The sequence below is a fragment of the Paenibacillus sp. FSL P2-0173 genome (assembly GCF_038008045.1).
GTDB classification, from domain to species: Bacteria; Bacillota; Bacilli; order Paenibacillales; family Paenibacillaceae; genus Paenibacillus; species Paenibacillus polymyxa_B.
In genome coordinates this window covers 106,063-129,212 of record NZ_JBBOYK010000004.1, presented here as the reverse complement: position 1 = coordinate 129,212, position 23,150 = coordinate 106,063, and the positions used below count along the sequence as shown (strand labels likewise).

The window sequence follows — 23,150 nt, the reverse complement described above, 5'->3', positions numbered from 1 at the left end:
CAGTATATAGCATAAAAAACCAGTCCAACACGAATCATGTTTGGACTGGTTTTTTATTTACTATTTCGTCGTAATTTCGATAGTATCTTCTTTTTGTATCCAATCAGTTATTTTTTTGAAGAAATGTTTTAGAACAGGTTAAACACGGTTATGAGCAGACTAATTCGCTATTCGACTGCGTACCATCAACAAGGTTTGTTCTTTGATTTGTCCGATTTCACGGATGAGTGCGGCTGTCTTGGTCTCATAGGAGTATTTGACATCCAAGTCTTTCAGCGAAGCAAGGTTAATGTCGACGGTAAGCAGGGCAGATTGAGCTGCTGCTTCGAACAGGATCGCGCCGATGCCAAGATCTGAAATCACATTTTTATTGGACATTTCCACAATGTTGTAGGCTTGCGACAATCCGTCCCGGCATACTTCCAGCAGGCGCATGGGTACCTCAATGGCAGCGATCACCGCTGTCTGTAGGGAATGGGTACGATAGCGCTTTTCTTCGTCTGTTTCCTTGGGCAAACGCAGCGCGGTCATGTACTGTTCAAAGGATTGGATGTCTGCGACCATTAGTTCCTCACAATGTGTAGACAATCTTCCCATGCTGCTAATGACGTCCGTGATTTTTTCATGGATGTGCGCATATTTTTCTCCTTGTGAAAGGTTGGCGGTCATGGAGGTCATAGCCGCGCCTAGTGCCGCAGCTAGTGCGGATACACTTCCTCCGCCGGGGGTAGGCGCTGCACTTGCAGCCTCTTTCAGAAAATGTCCGATGGAATTGTTCCACGACAGTTCACTCATGAATAGACCACCTCTCTGGAGTAGTGTTGCAGATGTATCGCTTTGAGCAGATTTTTGTACAAAATCGCAGTCGTTAAGGTGCCAACACCGCCGGGAACCGGAGAAATGGCATGTACCTTTTCACCCACGTTTGAAGCAGCGTCACCCACGATTTTTCCTTCCAGCGTCTCGTTAATTCCTGCATCCACGAGAATCAGACCGGGATGGACCATATCCTGCGTAATCACATCAGGGCATCCGACTGCGACGAAGGCAATGTCTGCATGGCTCAGATGCTCTGCAATATCACGCGTACCTGCATGACAGGCGGTAACGGTGGCATTTTCTCTTTGCAACATGTGGAAAAGGGGAAGTCCCACTGTCTGCCCGATGCCCACGAGCGTGACATTTTTGCCTGCCAAGGTGTGACCGTAATGCTTGAGCAGCTCGATACAGGCTTGAGGTGTTGCGGGATATAGTCCGGCGTCACCTGTTACGGTAGCCAGCTTGTTATCAGGTGTTATTCCATCAATATCCTTGTAGGGGGCGATGGATTGTTTAATAACGGAGGCAGAAAGATGTTGGGGAAGCGGCAGTTCCAGCATAATGCCATGTACATGGGATGCATCGTTCAGACTGCCGATCAGGTGCAGTAGCTCGGCTTCGCTAACATGACGATCAAAAGTATGGAGATGAAATGAGATGCCCAGCTTCTCCGCTATTTTTTGCTTGGTCCGGGCATAGTATGCAGATGCCGGATCGCCTTCTACCAATAGGGTCGCCAGATGGGGACGGTGTCCTTGCTGCTTCATTTTTTCTACCTGTGAACGGATCGTTGCATATACTTGCTCTGCTGCTTCTTTGGATTTCATGATTATAGCCATAGTCCGAGCCTCCTCTGAATTTATCGCATGATTTATCAACAGGGTGTCATGGTCTTAAAACGAAAAAAAGTATTTGCACAAGGTCGTCAAGACAGACGAATCCTCTGCAAATACTTCTCCCAGGCGAACGGTACGCTTTTTTTGTATGCTCCCTCGTGGTTCATTCCACTGACTTCGCCAGTCACATACAGCGTTATTATACCTTATATTTTAACAAATAATCATCAGAAAAGAAACCCGCGAACATTTGGAAAACGGGTTGTGTTACTTGTCTATATGACAAATGTCATATACCCGAGCTGACGTTTATGACTACATCGCCTAGAGGCTTTACCTTATACTGAGATTAGATCAACATGTACGCCTAACAGGATCAAGGTATAGGCGTCATTTTAAAGGAGGATCATAATGAGTATGACACAACTCCCATTAGCCCAATTGAAAAAAAATATGGCTCCCTACGAGAAAATAAACACAAAATCCAGCGTTCTGCAACTCATCAATACCTTGGGTCCACTGATCCTATTGTGGTATGCTGCTTATCTTAGTCTGTCGGTTTCGTACTGGCTGACACTTCCAATTGCCATTGTTGCATCGGGGTTTGTGGTACGGACGTTTATTATTTTTCATGATTGTGGTCATCAATCCTTCTTCAAAAGCCGCAAGCTGAACGACATTGTGGGAACGATTACAGGTGTTATTACGCTCTGTCCTTATCACCAATGGAAAAATAGTCACGCAATCCACCATGCAACCAGCAGTAATCTGGATAAAAGAGGCACAGGTGACATGTGGGTGCTTACGGTAGAAGAGTACACAGAGGCTTCCACATGGACACGGCTGGCCTATCGCATATATCGAAATCCTTGGGTTATGTTTGGACTAGGTCCGATCTATACTTTTTTGATTTCCTATCGCTTTAATATCAAGACAGCCAAACGCAAGGAAAAAATGAACACCTATGTGACGAATATATCCATCGTTGCCTTGTATGCACTGTTGTCATGGGCTATTGGATGGCAGGCCTTCCTTCTCGTACAGGCACCTATCTTTTTTGTATCTGGTATGTTGGGAATCTGGCTGTTCTATGTACAACACCAATTTGAGGATTCGTATTTTGAGCACGATGAAGAGTGGAGCTATATTAATGCGGCCGTAGAAGGCAGTTCTTACTACAAGCTTCCTAAAGTATTGCAATGGATTACGGGCAATATCGGATTTCATCACGTTCATCACTTGAGTCCTAAAGTGCCAAATTACAATTTGGAAAAAGCGCATGAAGCGACACCGTTACTTCAAAAAGCAACCACAATCACAGTGAGTAGCAGTCTGCAATCTTTGAAGTTCCGACTTTGGGATGAAAATACGAAAACCTTTTTGACCTTTAAACAAGTGAGGCCGCTCCTCAGCAAACGTGTTGCAGTTACGAAACCCATCCCTACACCTGTTGTAAGCACAGAAAGAAAATAACTTTGTACAAAACTTTTCTGAAGAGATGTTGAAAAATTGCAGTTTACTTTGAGAAATCTAAAGGGATAACATCCTTTTAGATTTTTTTGTTTATATTGAAAATGCAGTACTTTCATTCTTTGTTTTAGCAAGCGCTATTGACAAATCGATTGTCAACCTATACATTCTATATATCGAAACGATATATCTCGATTATATATATATAAATTAGCTACATGTAAACAGAGATAAGTTCCCTTTGATTTCAGAAGGATAATTCACTATGTCAGGAAAGAAGGAATAGATTTTATGTTGATTTATGTAATACTTGGGTTCCTCTGCGAAAAGGATATGACAGGATATGAAATCAAGCAGAAGATGACGATAAGCACTTCCAACTTTATTGATGCCAGCTTCGGAAGCATATATCCTATGCTGAAAAAAATGGAAAAGGGGGAGCTTATCAAGTATGAAGAAGTGGTAGAGGAAGGCAGATTCAAAAAATCATATGGTATTACGGAAAAAGGGAAGAGTGAATTTATAGAATGGTTAAAAACACCGTGTACTTTTTCTCCTTTTAATTATGAGTATTTGAGTAAGCTTTTCTTCTATAAATATCTTGACGACATTGAGGTTGTTCGTTTGATTGCCAGCTTTCAAACTACTGTCGCCTGTGAATATAACAAGCTTGCCTTGATAGAAGAGAAGCACGTTCATGAGATGGGTGTATATGAGCACGCGACGTTGATGTTTGGCAAAGAATATTTTCAAATGATTATGAATTGGCACGATGAACTCACAAGAAAAATTACAGGAAAGAAGGATAATGAAGATGAGAATGACAAAGAAATTTAAATTGCAGATTGCAGCTAAAAATGTGGATTTGTACAAATGGGTAACTGAGATGACTCCAGCTGAATATGAATCATTTTCAAAAGCTCACAAGGCAATGGGCAGTTATTTTGAAGATGGTGAATTCTATATGGTTAATGTGGAAAATATGGGGAATGAGATGATTGTTCAGCACTATCAATTAAAAGAGCACACAAAGGATCATTTGCGTTTCTACTCTGACAAGACAGAAGCATATATATGGCGATGGATACCCGCCATCGTTGGAGTTCCATGGGAAATGAAGGTCACGCCTGTTGATAACAACTCTTGCGAATTTAGTTGTACGATTGGAGCGGACTTTCCATCTCGGCTACTGGCTTTTGCAGCATGGATAAATGGTTTTGGTGGATTCTTTATGAGAAAACATTTAGCCGATGAGGGCGGAAAATTTGCTAAAGATATAGAAAAGAAATTTAATAACGTTAGGTATGTATAATTCATGAACGAGCTGATCAGAAATATAGACCAGTCCCATTTCAAAGCACGATCTGGTGCAGTGGGTGGAGTGTACAGCGAATGGCTTAAGTTTGAGATCAGTTCCCGCAAAATGGACGGCTTCTAATCAAAGTGTTCATTTGCGGTTCACAGGAAAGGCTTTACCTTTGGTGCTTTCGAGCAGACGAAACAGTGGTATGATAAGATAAGGGATATAAGTCATGTGAAGTAGAAGAGGGTGGCAGAATGCAAAAGTGGTATCAGATTTTCCAAAGAAATACAGGGCTTAGTCCTTATGTGTGGGTCGTCTTTTATATCCTGCCCTTTTACTACTTTAGCTCTTCATCTACAAGTCATATTATTCTGGGTACTGCTATTATTTTGGTATTCTTTGCATGTTATGTACTGGCTTTTGTCTCAAAAGGCTGGCTCATATACTTTTGGACCAGTGTACAGATTGCCATATCGATTACCATGACACTGCTGTTTAGCTATATGTATTTTTCCATATTTATCGCCTATCTGATCGGTAATATTAAAAGTAAGGCTGCATTTACGACGCTGTATATCATTTTAATGGTTATTACGATTGGATTGATCAATTACGGTTTTGTATCTCAGAATCCCGTTTTTATTAAACAGATTCCTTTTATCCTGCTCAATCTGATCGGTGTGATTCTCCTTCCGATTACGAATTTTAATCGCAACAAAAGCGATCGGCTCCAAGTCCAATTAGAGGATGCCAATAAGAAAATATCGGAATTGATTAAGCTGGAGGAACGGCAAAGAATTGCGCGTGACCTGCACGATACCTTAGGTCAGAAGCTGTCACTCATCGGGCTGAAGAGCGATTTGGCGGGCAAACTGATGGATCAGTACCCGGAGCGTGCTCATGCTGAAATTAACGATGTTCGTCTCACGGCGAGAAGCGCGTTAAAAGAGGTGCGGGAAATGGTTACTCAAATGCGAGGTATGCGACTAGAGGATGAGCTGTTACGTATTCGGCAGATCTTAAAGGCTGCTCACATTGAATTGACCTTGGAGGGCGACCCGAAGCTGGAGCATACATCATTAATGAATGAAAATGTACTTAGTATGTGTATGAAGGAAGCAGTGACAAATGTGGTTAAGCACAGTGGAGCCACCGCTTGCTCCATCACTATTGAGCCGTCTCGTAAGGAACTAACTCTTCGGATTCAGGATAATGGAGTCGGTGCTGTGAGAGAAAATGGAACCCTTCGTGGAAATGGCCTGCAAGGAATGAAGGAAAGGCTCGAATTCGTGAACGGATGTATGGAGCTGCGCTCAGATCAGGGAACGACCTTGGTCATTAAAGTGCCCAATATCCCTGAAAAGCCGAATGAGGAGGTGGGGCCATGATTCGAATTGTTATTGCAGAAGACCAGCGTATGCTGCTGGGTGCTCTAGCCTCCCTGCTAGACTTGGAAGAGGACATGAAAGTAGTCGGAAAAGCAAGCAACGGGGAAGAAGCTATAGAACTGGTGAAGCTGCACCAGCCGGATATATGCATTATGGACATCGAAATGCCGATTAAGAGCGGATTGGATGCGGCTGAGGAACTCAAAGCCTTGAACTGCAAGGTACTGATTTTAACTACGTTTGCTCGCCCCGGGTATTTTGAACGAGCGATCAAGGCGGGGACACACGGTTATCTGCTCAAGGACAGTCCCAGTGAAGAGCTGGCTTCCTCCATTCGAAGTATTATGGCAGGTCGACGTATTTACGCTCCAGAACTGGTCGATGATGCTTATGCCGAAGTCAACCCGCTAACAGAGCGTGAAAAGACCGTTTTGGCGCTTATTGCTGACGGAAAGAATACAAAAGAGATTGCTGGTGAACTGTATTTAACGACAGGGACGGTGCGCAATTATATTTCAGTCATTCTCGATAAGCTGGGTGTCAGTAACCGGATCGAGGCGATTACACGTTTTAATGAAAAAGGTTGGTTTAAGTGAGAAACAGGGACGCTACGAAGCAAAATGTAGCGCTCTGTTTTTTTTGTTTTATCCATAGATTTGGTATGCCTTTAGCGTACTACCTTGTGATACAATAGGATAGTTGTCCACAGGATGGACTGGAGTACAAGGAGGAGCAGAACTGCATGAAACAAGCCCCATTTATAGCCGTTGAAGGGCCAATCGGAGCAGGTAAAACGACGTTGGCTTCGATGCTTTCAACCGAGCTACATTTGCCGATAATCAAAGAGATTGTCGAGGAGAACCCATTTCTCGATAAATTTTATCAAAATATAGATGAGTGGAGTTTTCAGCTGGAAATGTTCTTTCTCTGCAATCGGTATAAGCAGCTGGAGGATACTGGTCTGCAATATATCGAGAAAGCTCAGCCCGTTATTTCTGATTATCATATCTACAAGAATTTGATTTTTGCTGAACGTACGCTTAAGGGTGTGAAGCTCGAAAAATATCGTCAAATCTATCATCTGCTCACGGATGATATGCCTAAGCCAGACATTATCATTTATATTAAAGCAGATTTGGATACCTTGCTGGGGAGAATTCGCAAGCGTGCACGCTCTTTTGAACAGGAGATGGACCCCGCCTATCTGGAGCAATTAATAATAGATTATGATAAAGGCATTCAGTTTCTCGCTGAACAGTCCCCTTCCCCTCGTATATTGACCGTGAACGGGAATGAAATTGATTTTGTAGAAAACCAGGCACAATTTAAACAAATTGTTTCCGATGTAAAGGAGCTTATATAGTGAATAATTACAACATTCCTGCGAATGCCCTGATTACGGTAGCGGGTACAGTGGGTGTAGGTAAATCCACGCTGACTGGTGCTTTGGCCGGACGCCTTGGATTTAAAACCTCTTTGGAGCAGGTCGATCATAATCCCTATCTGGAGAAATTTTATCACGATTTCGAAAGATGGAGCTTTCATTTGCAAATTTATTTTCTCGCGGAACGCTTCAAGGAACAAAAGAATATTTTCTTGTCTGGTGGAGGTTTTGTGCAGGATCGTTCTATTTATGAGGACACAGGCATTTTTGCGAAAATGCATGCCGATCAGGGAACGATGAACCCTACCGATTATGAAACGTATACTAGCCTGTTTGAGGCGATGGTGATGACACCGTTTTTCCCGCACCCTGATGTGTTGATCTATTTGGAAGGCAGTTTGCCCTCCATACTGAGTCGGATTGAGGAGCGCGGTCGCGAGATGGAGATCCAGACCGAGCGTTCTTATTGGGAGCAAATGCATCGCAGATATTCCAATTGGATCAACGAATTTGATGCCTGTCCTGTACTGCGTCTGAACATTGATGAATATGATGTACACGACCCAGCTTCCATGGATGCCATTTTGGAAGAAGTAGGAAAAGTAATATCAAAAAAATAGAGATATAACCCCAAATAAATAACAGGGACTGTGGTACAATCAGTATAAATTATGCTGATAGACTACAGTCTTTTTTTGTCGAATGAACATGTTAAAGCATGAGATATGACTAACGGTATAGTGGACAAGTTTAGGCTGGAATGCGAGAATAGGTACATATGAATTGTAATGACTCACGGGAAGGATGGGATACTGTGATGCGTTTTGGTATTGTTGGAACCAACTGGATAACAGAGAGGTTTATTCAAGCTGCGATGGAGACGGACGAATTTTCCCTGACGGCGGTGTACTCACGCACAGAGGATAAGGGCAAAGCTTTTGCTGACAAATATAACAGCCAGCCGGAGGTTTTTACAGACCTGGCGCAAATGGCCGCAAGTGATCAGGTCGATGCCGTATATATTGCCAGCCCCAATTCCTTACATGCGGAGCAGGCGATCTTATGTATGAATCACGGAAAGCACGTGTTGTGTGAGAAACCTTTTGCGTCTAATACAGCAGAGGTGAAGAGCATGATCGAAGCCGCGCGCAACAACGATGTTCTGCTGATGGAGGCCGTTAAATCCACACTTATGCCTAACTTTAAAATAATAAAGGATCATATGTATAAAATAGGCCGGGTTCGGCGTTATTTTGCAAGCTACTGTCAATACTCCTCACGCTTTGATGCTTTTAAGCAAGGTAAGGTATTGAATGCGTTTAATCCGGCCTTTTCCAATGGTTCCTTGATGGACCTTGGAGTGTATTGCTTGTATCCTATGGTGACTTTGTTCGGCAAACCTGAGGAGGTTCGGGCGGTGGGTGTACTTTTATCCTCTGGTGTCGATGGCGAGGGCAGTATCGTGATGAAGTATCCTGATATGGATGCTACCGTCATGTATTCCAAAATTACAGATTCCTATCTGCCTGCTGAAATTCAGGGTGAGAATGGAACGATGGTGATCGACAAAATCAGTCAGCCCTATGAGGTGAAAATTCATTATCGGGACGGCACGATTGAGGATCTGACCAAAGCTCAGACGCGTGAGCCAATGTATTATGAAATTCAGGAATTTATTGATTTGATCAAGAGTGGTGAACGCAACAGTTCCATTAACTCCTTGGAGTGTTCACTTACAGTCGCTGAAGTGATGGAGGAGGCAAGACAACAATTCGGCCTTCGTTATGAAGCAGATTTGAAAAATACTTCTACACATTAGTCAGTGGAATGATCAAGATTACAATGCACAAAGGGCTGCCGATTTTGCAAACTTTGCAAATATACGGTTAGCCTTATTTGGCTTTGTAGCCCTAAAAGTGTAAGCAATTGTAATGACAGGAGTCAGAAGGCTATATTCATTTTTTATTGACAGATTCTCCTTCTTGTCTTAAGGTGTTAACAATGCAATATACAGTTAAATAATCCCACTTTCGGTCAAACGAAGATTAGGGAGTTTTTTTAGGGTGTAAATCCGATTAAATCCACCGGATTACTTAAATAGGATGGAGGAATACATACATTGTAGACGTAAGGAGGAAGCAGTTTGATAAAGTTTGAACAGGTTAGCAAAATATTTACCTTACCCAATCGTAAGGTAAATGCACTCGAAAAGGTTTCGTTATCGGTTGAAAAAGGAGAAATTTTCGGCGTGATTGGCTTTAGCGGTGCAGGTAAAAGTACGCTGCTGCGGCTTGTGAATTTACTGGAACGCCCCTCAGAGGGACGAATTGTCGTTAATGATCAGGATGTTACTCAGATACGACCCAAGGAACTAAGAAATTTAAGAAGACGGATCGGGATGGTATTCCAAACCTTTAATTTGTTTAACTCTCGTACTGTATATGGGAATCTGGCTTATCCTCTAAAACTGGCTAAACTGCCCAAGGCACAGATAGATGCTCGTGTTAAGGAACTGCTGCAATTTGTTGGATTGGAGGATAAAGCGGATTCCTATCCGGAGCAGTTATCTGGAGGGCAAAAGCAACGGGTCGGCATTGCCAGAGCACTGGCGAATTCGCCCGATATTCTCATCTGTGATGAAGCGACCTCGGCCCTCGATCCGGAAACGACAGAAGATATATTGAGGCTGCTGAAAAAAGTAAATGAAGAGTACCAGATTACGATCTTGCTCATTACCCATGAAATGAATGTGATTCGCAGTATTTGTGATCGTGTGGCGGTGATGGAGAATGGTAGGGTGATTGAGCAGGGCAGTGTGTTCGATGTATTTGCCAATCCACAGACGAAGACGACGAAAAATTTTATTCGCTCTGTACTGAATGATCAGCTTTCACCCAAACTGCTGAGCAAGATTCGGGAGCATCACGCTGGCCGATTGTACAGACTTGTTTTTCGGGGTGGGGCGACCAGTGAACCGGTGCTTTCTAGAGCGACACGGAAGCATAATCTGGATTACAACATTGTATATGGAAGTATTAATGAGCTACAGGGAGCGCTGTTCGGAAGCTTAATTGTCGAGTTAATCGGTGCAGACAATGAAGTTAACAAGGTCGTGGAGGAACTACGAACGACGGTGGAGGTCAGGGAGGTCGTCGATCATGAGAGTTAATTGGGATACATTTTGGCTCAAGGTAGTGGAGGCTACAGGGGAAACGCTTTTGATGGTTGTTGTCACGCTGATTTTTGCCAGTATTCTGGGGCTTATGATTGGTTTAGTACTGTATGTGACACGTAAAGGGAGCTTGTTTGAAAACAAATTTGTGTTTATGTTTCTGAATTTGCTGATTAATATCATTCGCCCGATTCCGTTTATCATTTTTTTAGTGGCGATTAGCCCGTTTACGCGTTTAATCATGGGAACCACGATTGGAACCTCGGCGGCTATTTTCCCAATGACTATTGTAGCGGCCTTTGCTGTAGCGAGAATTGTGGAAAATAATCTGGTCTCCATTGATCCGGGCATGATAGAAGCTGCCAAGGCACTGGGAGCGACTCCATTTCAGATCATCACGGGTGTGTTGATTCGGGAAGCGCTGGGACCTTTGATTCTAGGGTTGACGTTTATTACCGTGGCCTTGATTGATTTCTCTGCCATGGCTGGTACGGTGGGCGGAGGAGGCCTTGGGAACCTGGCAATGACCTATGGTTATCAACGATTCGATACTTCGGTCATGATTGTCACGATTGTTTTGCTGATCCTTTTTGTACAGGTCGCCCAATATGCAGGGAACTACTTGTCTCGTAAATTTCTACGGCGCTAATGGGAACAGAGTATTATACATAACGATTAAAGGGGAAATGAAAATGAAAAAAATATTTCGCTTGGGTTTACTGGCTATTCTTAGTGTAGCGGTTCTATCTGCTTGCTCAGCTAACGGTTCGGGCTCAAATGCAAATGAAAAAGTACATGTTAAAATCGGGGTTTCAGGATCTGAGGACACGTATTGGGATGTGCTCAAGAAGAAAGCAGAGGCCAAAAATATTGAAATTGAGCTGATCAGTTTCTCGGATTATACATTACCCAATAAGGCGCTCGCCAATAAAGAGGTAGATTTGAACTCCTTTCAACATTTGGCCTTTCTCAGTCAGTTTAATGTAGAAAATGATGTGAATATCGTCCCTATTGGTGCAACGATTATCGCTCCGATGGCACTGTACTCTGAAAAATTCAAAAACGTATCGGATATTCCTGACGGCTCCAAAATTGCTATACCGGATGATCCCTCCAATCAGGGACGGGCTTTAAAACTTCTCCAGTCTGCAGGGCTGATTAAGTTGAAGCAGGATGCGGGCCTGTATCCGACCACGGATGAAATCGAAGGGAATCCTAAAAAGCTGGAGATTGTCCCAGTTGTCGCCCAGCAGACGCCGCGCGTCTTGTCTGATGTAGCCGCTTCAGCTGTGAACAGCGGTGTTGCTACAGATGCCGGGCTCAAGCTGGATGGAGCCATCTACAAAGATGATGCAAGCAGCGAAGAAGCGAAGCCATATGTGAACGTGTTTGCTGCCCGTGCGGAGGATAAGGATAATGCAACTTACAAAACGATCGTGGATTTGTACCATGATGCTGATGTAGCCGAGGCGGTAAAACAGGATTCCAAAGGAGCTAACGTCGTGCTAGACCAGTCTGCCGAAGAGCTACAGGCCACATTGGATAAGCTGGTAGCAGATGTTAAAGCGCAAAAGAAATAAGAATGTTGAACAGAAGTAGGGTTGGAAGCATACTAATCTATTTTCGAAACGAGGAGAGATTGCGATGAGTACAACGAATACGGTCGATACACATAGACAGCGGATTATTGAGGAAATTGAGGATTCTCGTCAGCTTTACACGGAAACGAGCCGGTTTATTCATGCTAATCCCGAAATCGGCAATCAAGAATTTCAGGCTTCCCAGGCACTGACGGGCATTTTGGAGCAAGCGGGGTTTGAGGTAACTCGGAATGTAGCGGGACACGAAACCGGATTTGTTGCCCGTAAGGCTTCTGCTAGACCAGGTCCGAAAATCGGATACTTGGCTGAATATGATGCATTGCCCGGTCTGGGCCATGCTTGTGGCCACAATATTATCGGAACCGCAAGCACGGCAGCAGCCATCGCCTTGGCGCAGGTGATCGACGAAACGGGAGGTGAGGTGTATGTGTTCGGTACACCAGCGGAAGAAGGCGGTCCTAATGGCAGTGCAAAAGGCAGCTTCGTGAAGCACGGGCTGTTCGAAGGGATTGATGCTGCACTGATGGTTCATCCATCTGGTGTGACCCGGCTGACCTCACCAAGTCTGGCAGTTGATCCGCTAGATTTTCATTTTTACGGCAAAGCGGCTCATGCCGCAGGATCACCAGAGCAGGGAATCAATGCGCTCGATGCAGTGCTGCAGTTGTTCAGCGGTATTAATGCTTTGCGTCAGCAACTGCCGACCGATGTGCGTATTCATGGCATCATTACGCACGGAGGAGACGCGCCCAATATCATTCCGGACTATGCGTCGGCACGCTTTTTCATTCGGGCAAGTACTTGGCAGCGCACAGAGGAGGTTTCCACGAAAGTTCGCCATATCGCAGATGCTGCTGCTTTGGCAACAGGAGCCTCTGTGAAAATCGAACGTTTTCAAAATGAAGTGCGTGATTTCATTCTGAACGATACCCTGGATGAGGTAGTAGGTCGTGAACTGGAAGCGCTGGGAGAACAGCTGGATCGTGGCCCTCGTGCCGGACTGGGTTCGACGGATGCGGGAAATGTAAGCCATGTTATCCCGACTGCACATGCTTACATTAAGATCGGTCCGGATGATCTCATCGCTCATACGGTAGAATTCAGGGAAGCGGCTGGCTCTGAGAAGGGTGAGGAAGCCTTAGTGATTGGAGCCAAGGCGTTAGCCTTGTCAGGCTTGGAGCTACTGGTGAATGAAACACTACTGGTTGCGGTGAAGGAAGATTTTAAGCGTACGCATTCAGCGGCACAGTAAGCCAAGTCCACACATGGCATAGCAGAGCCGTCTAATATGAGTGTTATAGTTGAAGAGGATATCCTACAGTCTGTTTGGCTGCATGGATATCCTTTTTCATTTTCTTATAAGCTGCTATCATTGCTCCTCAATCGCTAGGTCACTCATAACCTCATTTTTACAAAGTACTATATTTCCAAAAACAACGTATTAACATTTGATTGTTATGATTATAGTTATAACTTTTACATATTAACTGCAAAGAGGAGTGTACACATGTTTAAGAAGTTTCAAAAGTGGTCAGCAACATCTATGTCTGTTGCTCTTGCACTAGGTTTGATTACTGGCATGTCAGCCTTACCTGTCCATGCTGAGTCACCAGGGAACACAGATCAAGGGATTAGTAAAGTTACAGCTACATTTTATGGAGACACAAAAGTCTCCAAAGGATTTACTTGGTATACTTCAAAACTTTTCACGAACAGCACTGTTCAAGTAATCAAGAAAACGGCTTCTGAAGCTGATTTTACGAGTGCTCTTACATTTGAAGGCACTTCCTCTCCATCGACCAATTCTGCAGAAGAGCTTGTCCATAAAGCTGTAGCTACAGGTCTTCAAGCGGACACAGCTTATTATTATCGTGTGGGTGATGCAGCGCGCGGGATATGGAGCGAAACAGGTACGTTTCAAACGGCTCCTAAGAGCGGTGAATTTACCTTCATCGATCTAGCTGATACACAAGCAAAAAGCGAAGATGAAGCCATATTGTCTTCACAGACGCTCGAAAAAGCACTTCAAACCGTAGAAAATGCTCAGTTTGTAGTCCACAACGGAGATATCGTAGATACGGGTACCAAAGAAGAGCAGTGGAACTGGCTGCTGGGGCATTCACAAAAAAGCCTTTTGAATACAACCATTGTTCCTTCAGCGGGTAATCACGAGGATGAGAACTACGCTTTTTATGATCACTTTAATATTAACGAACCTTCTGGTTCCGCTACTAAAACAGGAGCGTACTACTCTTATGATTACAGCAATGCTCACTTTATCGTACTGAACTCCAATGAGGACTCAGAGAAATATGCCAATTTTTCTGAAGCTCAAGTCGAATGGTTAAAGAAAGATGCGGCAGCAGCAAAAAGGGCAGGTGCAAAGTGGATCATTGTTAACATTCATAAAGGTCCTTACACTACCTCTAATCATGCAACAGATTCTGACATCATGGATAAGAATGGAGTTCGTAACCAAATCGCTCCACTAATGGCCGAACTTGATATCGACTTTGTCGTGCAAGGGCACGATCATATTTACGCTCGTACGAAACCAATCAACCAAGAGGGTAAAGCAACAACGCCAACAAAATTAAAAGATACATTAAATGAAAAGACGATTGAATATAGTGTGAATCCAGATGGAAGTATCTATGTCATCCCAGCAACCGCTGGCCCCAAAGTCTACTACAAAAACCCAAGTGAAAAACTTGGAGATAAGTACTATAATCTCTTTGAACTAGCTGAAGAGAATCATGCGGCAGTATATGGCCCAGATCCGAGTGACAATCGTAGACCAACACGTGGACAGGTACAGAATTTTGTTGGCATTACTGTAGACGGAAATAAACTTACAGCCGTAACGTATGAAATTGATCAAAACAAAAATGATGCCAAGCCTTTTATTGTGGATCAATTCGGAATCATCAAAAAAGATTAGTATAATTGATTTAATAGTTTCTAAATGATCATAAAAGGATATCCTACAGTCTGGTTGGCTGCATGGGTATCCTTTTTCATTTTCTTAGGGGATATCTACTATTGTACTTGTAATACTTACGCCCTGTTCGGAAGCTGGTAAAACGTACATAATGCAATTAACGACTTTACAAGTTTAAACATGGAGTGACTTACAGGAGGATGAAACGACGATGGCTTATCAAGAAATCAATGGAGTACGCGTATGGGGAGCACCTGATCCAGGGGCATTATCTCAAGCTCATACATGTGCCGAAAACGGTAATGTGATTCAAGCGCTGCTGATGGCAGATCATCATAAAGGCTACAGCCAGCCGATTGGCGGTGTGATGGTGTATGACGGACAAATTTCGCCTTCAGGTGTCGGGTATGATATCGGTTGCGGAAATAAGGCGGTAAGAACCAAGCTGTTTGCAGCAGATATTATGCCGCGTATTTCAGCCGTGATGGATGAGGTTGCACGTCATATTTCGTTTGGCGTAGGTCGTGTGAATGCAATTCAGATAGACCATGAGCTGTTCGATGACCCGGATTGGGCAGTATATGCGGCGATTGGGAAACAAGAACATGACAAACTGAAGTCCTTGGCGAGAGAACAGCTGGGTACAGTAGGGAGTGGTAATCATTTTGTTGATGTATTCGTCGAGGAAGCGACAGGACAGGTCTGGATTGCCAATCATTTCGGCAGCCGGGGCTTTGGACACAAAACAGCAAGTGGGTTTCTAAATTTGGCCGCTGGACGAGAGTTTCTCGGAAAGGCGCCGGGAGAACATATGGATCAGCCGCCTGTGCTGCTGGATATGAACAGTGAGTTGGGGGATATGTACTACCGTGCGATGCGCCTTGCCGGACGCTATGCGTATGCGGGACGTGACTATGTGATAGAACAAGTGCTTGGTATTATGGGGACCGAAGCGGACTTTACTGTGCATAACCACCATAATTACGCATGGAAAGAACAGCATGATGGGCGTGACACCATTGTGGTCCGTAAAGGCGCTACTCCCTCGGCACCTGGCCAGATGGGCTTTATTGGAGGAAGCATGGGCGATATTTCGGTGATTGTACGCGGAAAAGATTCGGTAGAAAATCGGGATTCCTACTATAGTACAGTTCATGGGGCAGGTCGTATTATGAGTCGTACCCAGGCAGCTGGTAAAATGAATTGGAAAACCCGCACACGGAGTGGTGGACAAATCACGGACGTACAGATGAAGGAGGCCGTTCGGAACTATAGTGTCGAGCTGCGCGGAGCCGGTACAGATGAAAGCCCGTTCGTCTACCGTAAACTGCGCGAGGTACTGGATGCTCATTCTGAGACCGTGGAAGTTATGCATGAACTGAAGCCTATTGGGGTATGCATGGCTGGGGCTAATGAATTTGACCCTTATAAGGATTAATAAAAAGACTATGCATGGCAGAAGTGTTCATTTGCCAAGCATAGTCTTTTGAGTACATAAATGAGTATATAATAGAAGGAATTCATTGCTTGATGCGTTTGTTAGTAGCTTTATGTTTACAGCTTGTCAGCAAAAAGCTGTTCTTTAATATAAGCGACTGGCATTTCTTGGCCTGTCCACAGTTCGAAGGCCAATGCACCCTGCCACAGCATCATGCCCAGACCGTTAATGGCGGTTGCACCTACGGTTTCGGCTTGCTCCATCAGCTTGGATTTAGCTGGGCTGTACACTACATCGGTTACGATCAGATCGGAACGAAGCATGGACACATCTTCAATCACACTTTTGCCTTCTAACGGTTTCATACCAACCCCTGTACCGTTAGCGAGAATATGACTTGTGCGGATCTCTTCACGTAGCTGTTCTTGATTTTCCAATGGATAGATATTCGCCTTAACTTGGGCGTGTTTCATATCTTCATTAATAATACGGACATTCTCTTCTGCACGAGCAAAGAACTGATCGTTACGGGCAAAGATTGAAATTTCAGCCAGACCTGCTTGAGCCGCTTCAATAGCAATCGGTGTAGCTGCGCCGCCAGAGCCGACAAGTGTCATTTTCTTACCTTTCAGGTCAATGCCGTGTTCACGCAAGTTACGAACATAACCAGATCCATCTGTACTGTAGCCTTTCAGTTTACCATCTGTGTTCACGACGGTGTTGACGGCACCTGTAAATTTAGCGCTGTCGTCCAGCTCGTCAAGATACTGTAGAATAGCTGTTTTATTAGGCATAGACACGTTATAACCGCGTATGTTCAGAGCGCGCATCCCCCGTACCACTTCTTCAAGTTGTTCATTTCCTACTTCAAAGGCCATATACACGTTATTTAGACCCAGCTTTTCAAACGCAAGATTATGCATAGCCGGGGACAAAGAGTGTCCGATTGGTGTAGCAAGCAGTCCGATTAGTTGTGTTCTTCCGTCAATACGTCCAGCATTTTTCATGATATAAGCCTCCAAGTAATCTGTGTAGTTTAATGAAATACTTTTTTATATCGATAAGCAACAAACACGGCCAGCAAAATACTGACTACAGCAATCGCAATATCCAGAATGAATACCGAGGTAATTCCCAAACTTTTGGACATGCCCCCGGTAGCCAAAGGCATCAGGATGAACGAAAGACTGGCTGCTATGTTCACGAGAGAAGTCGTAGTGCCTTTGTTCTTGCGGAAAAATTCCGTCATAACCGTGAGGGCAATTTGGAATATGCCTGCGGTAGACAAGCCGATCAAGAATGAACTGATCAAAGTAGCGACAGGATTGTGCCATGTAATTAAAGCCAACAAAGAAAGTAGGGCAATAAGCGGATATACAATCATGACAGTAATCGGTTTAATGAATTTACCAAGTACCACTGCTAACAAAATAACGGAAACCAATGAACCTATACTATAGTAGCTCAGCAGTTTAATGGCACTGGCTTTGTCCATGCCCAGGGCCTCTTGTCCAAAGGTAGGAAGCCATAGCTGCACGATCATGAACAATACAGTAGAAGTAAAACCGATAATAATCAGAGATAAACCTTCTTGCCAAAACTTAGGCTCGCTGCGGAAAGTATCTGTGGATTGAGCAGCCTCGGTTGGAGCCTTTTGTTCCTCAGCTTTGTGGTTGGGGAAAGCTGTCATCGATAAGAAGATACCGTTCAGCAGATAAATCCCTGCTGGAATAAAGAAGGAATATCCATAGAACATATCGTGATTAATAAAGAATGCAATCATGAACGGAATCACAATAGCACCGATAGAGATGGATGCTTTGACCAGTACAGTTGCAGATCCAGCTTTTTTTCCAAAGCCTTCAATTAATGCAGGATACGTTCCTGAATCCATCATAGAGTTGCAAAGCCCTGCGATAATGGCAAACACGAATGCCAGCGAATAGTTAGGTGCAAGCGGAATGCCAATCAGAAAGATTAAATAAGCAAATGATGCAATAACAATGAGTGGTTTTCTTCCGTATTTGTCTGACATTTTTCCGGCTACCCCGAGAGCGAGCAGCTTACCGATCCCAATCGCGGACACCAGATAGCCGATGGCTGCTTTATCCGTGTTCAATTGGACGGTCAGGAAGCTCATATTCGACGAGAGAATAACATTGATCATACCCAGAAGAAAATAGTTGATGTAAAGCCCTGCTGCCATTCTGATATAAGGATTTTTCATAAGTGTAACTCCCAACTTAAATTTTAGATCAATGGCCTAGGTAGGCATCGTCCAGCGGTATTGCATTACGCCTACAAATAAGTGAAATTATTCACATTCTTTCTATGTCATTATTATATAAGGAGTGTTGTTATAAATCCAATGCATATTTCTATCGTTTTTCATAGTTTGGGTCTATAATTTAAAATATGAATTAAAGAAGGAGATTACATAATTATGAACCTGAAGCACTTACAATATTTTCGTGTACTTGCAGAGATGGAGCATTTTACCCAGGCAGCTATGCGACTATGTATTACTCAGCCCAGTTTAAGTCATGCGATTTCAGAATTAGAAAAAGATTTGGGAGTTCATCTGTTCGAGAAGCAGGGGAGAAATATTCGGTTAAACAAATACGGACGATTTTTCCTGAAGTATGTGGAGCACGCGATGGATGAATTAGAAAAGGGAGAACACAATTTACGGGAGCTAGTGAGTCCAAGCCATGGAAATATAGATTTGGCGTTCATTTACACGTTAGGCTCACACTTCATTCCAGCGATCATTCAGGCCTTTTCAGCTCTAGATGCCCGTAAAGATATCTCCTTTTCGTTTCACCAAGGGAATACGAACGATATTATCAAGGGGCTGAAGCAGGAACATTATGATGTGGCGTTCTGCTCTCACATGGAAAATGAACCGGATGTGGAGTTTATTCCGTTGGCTCAGCAGGAACTGGTTGTCATTGTTTCGCCTGATCATCCACTGGCGACTCTAGACCAAATTGATCTCAAGGATACAGCGGATTATCCGGTGATCTTCTTCAACAAAAAGAGTGGGGTTCGGCCCATTATTGAGAATTTGTTTGTCAAAGCGGGCGTCACGCCACAGATTATTTGCGAGATTGAAGAGGATACAGCAATGGCAGGGCTGGTGTCTGTCAATTACGGAATTGGGGTTATGCCTCGAATTTCATCGTTAGATTATTTTAACGTCAAAACATTGCCTATTGTAAATCCAGAATACGAGCGTTTTATCTACCTGGCCAGCATCAAAAATAGATATTTATCCCCGGCAGTAGTGGACTTTCGGAACTTTGCACTAAGCTACGGCAAGGAGTTTTATCTGAAAACGCATCAGCGCGTCTAGGTTGGGGTCCCGCAATATTTAAACTTGATAAATCTTAAAATGTGTTCTATACTTCATCATCGACACAGGTAATGTGAAATGATTCACATTTTTAATACTACAAGACTTACTTACAAAAGCAGGTGAATTCATGATGAAACGTTCTTCTTTTCCAGTGGCGACAGGCCTTTATGTAAACTATCTTTTGTTCGGCATGTTTAATATTATGCTGGCGTCCCACATGTCCTTTTTAACAGAGCATTTGCATACAGATCAGGCGGGCATCAGTCTCTTGGTTTCTGCGATGGGATTTGGCAGGTTGTTTACCCTGTACATATCCGGGGTGCTCTCCGACCGTTATGGTCGTAAGCCGTTTATTGTGGTAGCAGGGCTACTAATGGCTGTATTCTTGGTCGGTATACCGCTGAGTCCCAGCTTTGAGATGGCGATCGTACTGGCAGTGCTGGCAGGCGTAGCGAATTCTTTTCTTGATTCAGGTACTTATCCAGCGCTGATCGAAGCTTTCCCCCAATCCTCTGGTTCGGCTACAGTGTTGGTGAGAGGCTTTATATCCATCGGGGCGGCATTTTTACCGTTAATGATTATCTTTTTTATGAATCACGACATTTTCTACGGATTCTCTTTCTTTTTACCAGCCTTCATATTTGCTTTGAATGCAATTTACCTGTTCAAGATGAAGTTCCCAGACATGCGGGTTCAGTCACCCAAGGAGCCAGTTGGTGATACTTCTGTATCGAGCGTTGAGCAAGCGGGAAAATTGGAGGCAAATGATCGGAGTAAGCCGCGGTTTTGGCAGGAAGGGGTATGCCTTATCTTGCTCGGATTTACCGGACCGACTTTGCTTTATATTGTGCAGTTATGGCTGCCTACTTTTGGACAACAGTTTATCGGTATGACCCAATCAGAGTCTCTCAGATTATTAGTTTATTACAATGTCGGTTCACTGATTTCCGTGTTTGTATTAGTAATTGTGTTAAGAAAATGGGTTAAACCTGTTCACATTATTCTTATTTATCCATGTATTTCTCTCTTGGCTTTTGGAGCGCTTCTCTTATTCAAGTCAGGGGCTGCGGCCATTATTTGTGCGAGCGTCATTGGGTTTTCAATATCAGGTGTACTTCAGCTGACATTAACCGTAATGAGTGAATTTTTTAGTCAACGAAAAGGACAGATTACCGGGTTTGTGTATACAGCAACCTCGCTGTCATACACGGTCATTCCCGTGTTTACAGGCTTTCTTTTGAAACATTCTCAGATATCGAGTGTTTTTATGCTAGCTATTATTGTGAATGTGCTAGGGATCGTACTGGCGGTGTTTGTTAATTTTCGGTACAGTTTAGTTTTTCCAGCAAGTCGCAAATTGTCCCCTAAAATCGTACTTGATACCAAATAAATGACGACTGGACCTAATCATCTGCATGCTTATTCAGAATGCGTTATACTATGAATTATTGTACATGTTCGACTTGAAACTGTAATTTGGGAGTGAGATAGAGATGGCTAAAATCGTAAAGGTGAAAGATGTTCTGATCGGTGAAGGAGCGCCAAAAATTTGTGTGCCCATGGTGGGAGAAACGTTGGAGCAGTTGAAGGAAGAGGCCACTTATTTACGTACGCTCGACCTGGATATCGTGGAGTGGAGAGTCGATTTTTTCGAGCATGTGGAGGATCTGGAAAAGGTTAAAGCTGCCTTACATGAAATTCGGTCTATTTTAGCAAATGTTCCGCTCGTATTTACGTTCCGTAGCGCTCGGGAAGGCGGAGAAAAGGAAATCAGTGCAGCGAGTTATGTGGAATTGAACCGTACAGTAGCCGAAACGGGGCAAGTCGAACTTATTGATGTAGAGCTTTTTAATGAGGAAGCTGATGTGAAGACGCTGGTAGAAGCAGCACATAAGCATAATGTATATGTGATTATATCTAATCATGATTTTCATAAGACGCCGTCGAAGGAGGAGATTGTGTCCCGGTTACGTAAGGCGCAGGAATTGGGAGGCGATCTGCCTAAGATAGCAGTGATGCCAACCAATACAGCCGATGTGCTCACTTTGCTGGATGCCACGCGTACCATGGCAGAAGAGCATGCAGATCGGCCGATTATTACGATGTCGATGGCGGGGAAAGGTGTCGTGAGCCGCCTGACCGGAGAACTGTTTGGTTCGGCTCTGACCTTTGGTGCTGCTAAGAAAGCTTCCGCACCGGGGCAGATTCCTGTCACTGAACTGAGAGAGATATTGACGGTGCTGCATAACCATTCTTAAAAGATGGATAGGCATTACTCGCTAGTCAGTAATATATCCGCAGTGAACCAAAAAGGAAGGCCCCCATGCGGTAAGCATGCGAGCCCTCCTTTTTGTGTAACTCTTAATTCAATCCCCGAGTAGGTTCATACAACTCCCAACCTAGATTCAGCGTTTGAATAATATAGTCTGCGACTTCTTCCGCATCCAACTGATCCGTATCGATCTTGGAGTGATTCACCGCGTAAATGTCCTGTCTGGAACGGAAGAGATCCTCAATTTCCCCTAAAGTCTTGTTTTGTAGATTGGGACGGGTGTCAATCAGCATCTTGAGCCGATCTTTCCAGGAATCCCAATTTAAATCCAAGAAGAAAACAATCGATGAAGCCAAACAAGCTTGCTTCACCTCTTCCTGTAAAAATGCACCACCGCCAACGGAAATGATTTTGAGGCGTGTGTTGCTGCATAGCTTCAAAATATGCTCTTTTTCAATCTCACGGAAACGCTTCTCTCCATAAGTTTTGAAAATCTCTGTTGTTGGCATGTTGTATTCTCGTTCAATCTCCTGGTCAATATCCACGAAATCGCGATACAGCTTGCGCGCTAGATGGGAACCGATCGTTGTTTTGCCTACACCCATAAAGCCGATGAGCACAATATTTTGTTCTTTTAATGGAATCTCACTATTGTTTTGCACGATAACCACTCTTTTCTCACCAGTAATGTTGAGATGTGACGCTTCAAAGCACTAAATACATTATACGTTCATCAAACGTGTCATTCAATAGTATAGACTACATCAAAAATGAGGTATAGAACGAAATAAGGTTCTGATTACCATTGTAGTGACATAGAGCACGCATTAGAGACTAGATACTCAGTAATTTGATGCGTAAATTGTCAAAAAATAAACTTGTACAAGTATAAAAGAGGCAATATTGTGTACTTAATTGAAAAAAAGGACATATTTTGGCGGAAAATATATTGAAATTACTGGAAGTATGATTATAATAGAGTTATGCAAATTGTAAATGTAATCGCTCTATTTACAATTTGTGCTTTATATTAATTAGGAGACAAAATTGCTTTGAACCAAAAACCAAGTATACATATGCAAATAGTTAAATAACGCCTTTTAGACGTGTATCGGTCAATGGGTTCATTGTACGAAGGTGGTGATACGGTCTACGCGCTCTAGTCAAC

The 23,150-nt window shown here is 43.6% G+C and carries 23 protein-coding genes and 1 riboswitch; of the genes, 18 read left to right on the top strand and 5 right to left on the bottom strand.

Annotated elements, in window-relative coordinates; translation table 11 throughout:
- Nucleotides 1-159: 159 nt before the first annotated feature.
- On the bottom strand, nt 160-795 hold the full coding sequence (locus tag MKX30_RS20500) for a cyclodeaminase/cyclohydrolase family protein (protein ID WP_075153780.1): 636 nt from the start codon (nt 793-795) through the stop codon (nt 160-162).
- Nucleotides 792-1,658 carry a bifunctional 5,10-methylenetetrahydrofolate dehydrogenase/5,10-methenyltetrahydrofolate cyclohydrolase gene (locus tag MKX30_RS20495; protein ID WP_023987125.1) on the bottom strand — a complete coding sequence of 289 codons (867 nt, stop codon included), beginning with the start codon at nt 1,656-1,658 and terminating at the stop codon, nt 792-794. The genes MKX30_RS20500 and MKX30_RS20495 overlap by 4 nt, the downstream gene beginning before the upstream one ends.
- Before the next feature lie 110 nt (nt 1,659-1,768).
- A riboswitch (ZMP/ZTP riboswitch) is annotated at nt 1,769-1,853 on the bottom strand.
- A gap of 213 nt (nt 1,854-2,066) precedes the next feature.
- Here MKX30_RS20495 and MKX30_RS20490 point away from each other — a divergent pair.
- The 15 genes from MKX30_RS20490 (at nt 2,067) to MKX30_RS20420 (ending at nt 16,352) form a co-directional block, all read left to right on the top strand.
- Entirely contained in the window at nt 2,067-3,128 is a 1,062-nt protein-coding gene (locus MKX30_RS20490; RefSeq protein ID WP_053324689.1) for a fatty acid desaturase, read from the top strand.
- Between the two features lie 288 nt (nt 3,129-3,416).
- The gene (locus tag MKX30_RS20485; protein ID WP_068938576.1) at nt 3,417-3,962 is read left to right on the top strand and encodes a PadR family transcriptional regulator; all 546 of its coding nucleotides are present in this window, start codon (nt 3,417-3,419) and stop codon (nt 3,960-3,962) included.
- Nucleotides 3,940-4,437 (top strand): hypothetical protein, encoded by a 498-nt coding sequence (locus MKX30_RS20480; protein ID WP_023987128.1) that lies wholly within the window; start codon nt 3,940-3,942, stop codon nt 4,435-4,437. Before MKX30_RS20485 ends, MKX30_RS20480 begins: the two co-directional genes overlap by 23 nt.
- Nucleotides 4,438-4,440: 3 nt before the next feature.
- Nucleotides 4,441-4,563, top strand: a complete 123-nt coding sequence (locus MKX30_RS20475) for a hypothetical protein (protein WP_256026584.1) — start codon at nt 4,441-4,443, stop codon at nt 4,561-4,563.
- A 119-nt stretch (nt 4,564-4,682) separates the two neighbouring features.
- Complete coding sequence (locus tag MKX30_RS20470) at nt 4,683-5,816, top strand: sensor histidine kinase (protein ID WP_076160035.1); 1,134 nt, start codon at nt 4,683-4,685, stop codon at nt 5,814-5,816.
- Nucleotides 5,813-6,412: a response regulator transcription factor gene (locus MKX30_RS20465; RefSeq protein WP_013308918.1), complete on the top strand. Its 600-nt coding sequence runs from the start codon at nt 5,813-5,815 to the stop codon at nt 6,410-6,412. The genes MKX30_RS20470 and MKX30_RS20465 overlap by 4 nt, the downstream gene beginning before the upstream one ends.
- A gap of 146 nt (nt 6,413-6,558) precedes the next feature.
- Nucleotides 6,559-7,179, top strand: a complete 621-nt coding sequence (locus MKX30_RS20460) for a deoxynucleoside kinase (protein ID WP_023987130.1) — start codon at nt 6,559-6,561, stop codon at nt 7,177-7,179.
- Nucleotides 7,179-7,820, top strand: a complete 642-nt coding sequence (locus MKX30_RS20455) for a deoxynucleoside kinase (protein WP_013308920.1) — start codon at nt 7,179-7,181, stop codon at nt 7,818-7,820. Before MKX30_RS20460 ends, MKX30_RS20455 begins: the two co-directional genes overlap by 1 nt.
- A 197-nt stretch (nt 7,821-8,017) precedes the next feature.
- Entirely contained in the window at nt 8,018-9,019 is a 1,002-nt protein-coding gene (locus MKX30_RS20450; RefSeq protein ID WP_028542036.1) for a Gfo/Idh/MocA family protein, read from the top strand.
- Nucleotides 9,020-9,343: 324 nt separating this feature from the next.
- Nucleotides 9,344-10,369, top strand: a complete 1,026-nt coding sequence (locus MKX30_RS20445; RefSeq protein ID WP_023987132.1) for a methionine ABC transporter ATP-binding protein — start codon at nt 9,344-9,346, stop codon at nt 10,367-10,369.
- Complete coding sequence (locus MKX30_RS20440; RefSeq protein WP_023987133.1) at nt 10,359-11,021, top strand: methionine ABC transporter permease; 663 nt, start codon at nt 10,359-10,361, stop codon at nt 11,019-11,021. Before MKX30_RS20445 ends, MKX30_RS20440 begins: the two co-directional genes overlap by 11 nt.
- A 43-nt stretch (nt 11,022-11,064) precedes the next feature.
- Nucleotides 11,065-11,952, top strand: a complete 888-nt coding sequence (locus tag MKX30_RS20435) for a MetQ/NlpA family ABC transporter substrate-binding protein (RefSeq protein WP_341063363.1) — start codon at nt 11,065-11,067, stop codon at nt 11,950-11,952.
- Nucleotides 11,953-12,016: 64 nt separating this feature from the next.
- Nucleotides 12,017-13,225 (top strand): M20 family metallopeptidase, encoded by a 1,209-nt coding sequence (locus tag MKX30_RS20430; protein WP_341063361.1) that lies wholly within the window; start codon nt 12,017-12,019, stop codon nt 13,223-13,225.
- 255 nt (nt 13,226-13,480) lie between these two features.
- A complete protein-coding gene (locus MKX30_RS20425) occupies nt 13,481-14,914 on the top strand; it encodes a metallophosphoesterase family protein (RefSeq protein ID WP_341063360.1) in 1,434 nt (477 codons plus the stop codon).
- 211 nt (nt 14,915-15,125) lie between these two features.
- Nucleotides 15,126-16,352: an RtcB family protein gene (locus tag MKX30_RS20420; RefSeq protein WP_209941021.1), complete on the top strand. Its 1,227-nt coding sequence runs from the start codon at nt 15,126-15,128 to the stop codon at nt 16,350-16,352.
- Nucleotides 16,353-16,468: 116 nt separating this feature from the next.
- On the opposite strand, the gene MKX30_RS20415 is transcribed toward MKX30_RS20420, so the two are convergent.
- Together MKX30_RS20415 and MKX30_RS20410 are read right to left on the bottom strand one after the other, a co-directional pair.
- A complete protein-coding gene (locus MKX30_RS20415) occupies nt 16,469-17,359 on the bottom strand; it encodes a shikimate dehydrogenase (RefSeq protein ID WP_341063358.1) in 891 nt (296 codons plus the stop codon).
- 29 nt (nt 17,360-17,388) lie between these two features.
- Nucleotides 17,389-18,579 (bottom strand): MFS transporter, encoded by a 1,191-nt coding sequence (locus MKX30_RS20410; RefSeq protein WP_076160067.1) that lies wholly within the window; start codon nt 18,577-18,579, stop codon nt 17,389-17,391.
- Between the two features lie 216 nt (nt 18,580-18,795).
- Between MKX30_RS20410 and MKX30_RS20405 the strand changes: the two genes are divergently transcribed.
- The 3 genes from MKX30_RS20405 (at nt 18,796) to aroD (ending at nt 21,968) form a co-directional block, all read left to right on the top strand.
- Nucleotides 18,796-19,707: a LysR family transcriptional regulator gene (locus MKX30_RS20405; RefSeq protein WP_023987140.1), complete on the top strand. Its 912-nt coding sequence runs from the start codon at nt 18,796-18,798 to the stop codon at nt 19,705-19,707.
- A 130-nt stretch (nt 19,708-19,837) separates the two neighbouring features.
- The gene (locus tag MKX30_RS20400) at nt 19,838-21,100 is read left to right on the top strand and encodes an MFS transporter (RefSeq protein WP_080751598.1); all 1,263 of its coding nucleotides are present in this window, start codon (nt 19,838-19,840) and stop codon (nt 21,098-21,100) included.
- A 103-nt stretch (nt 21,101-21,203) separates the two neighbouring features.
- Nucleotides 21,204-21,968 carry a type I 3-dehydroquinate dehydratase gene (gene aroD / locus MKX30_RS20395; protein WP_023987142.1) on the top strand — a complete coding sequence of 255 codons (765 nt, stop codon included), beginning with the start codon at nt 21,204-21,206 and terminating at the stop codon, nt 21,966-21,968.
- Between the two features lie 103 nt (nt 21,969-22,071).
- Here the strand turns inward: aroD and MKX30_RS20390 are convergent, their stop codons facing one another.
- Entirely contained in the window at nt 22,072-22,644 is a 573-nt protein-coding gene (locus MKX30_RS20390) for a shikimate kinase (RefSeq protein ID WP_023987143.1), read from the bottom strand.
- Between the last annotated feature and the right edge of the window lie 506 nt (nt 22,645-23,150).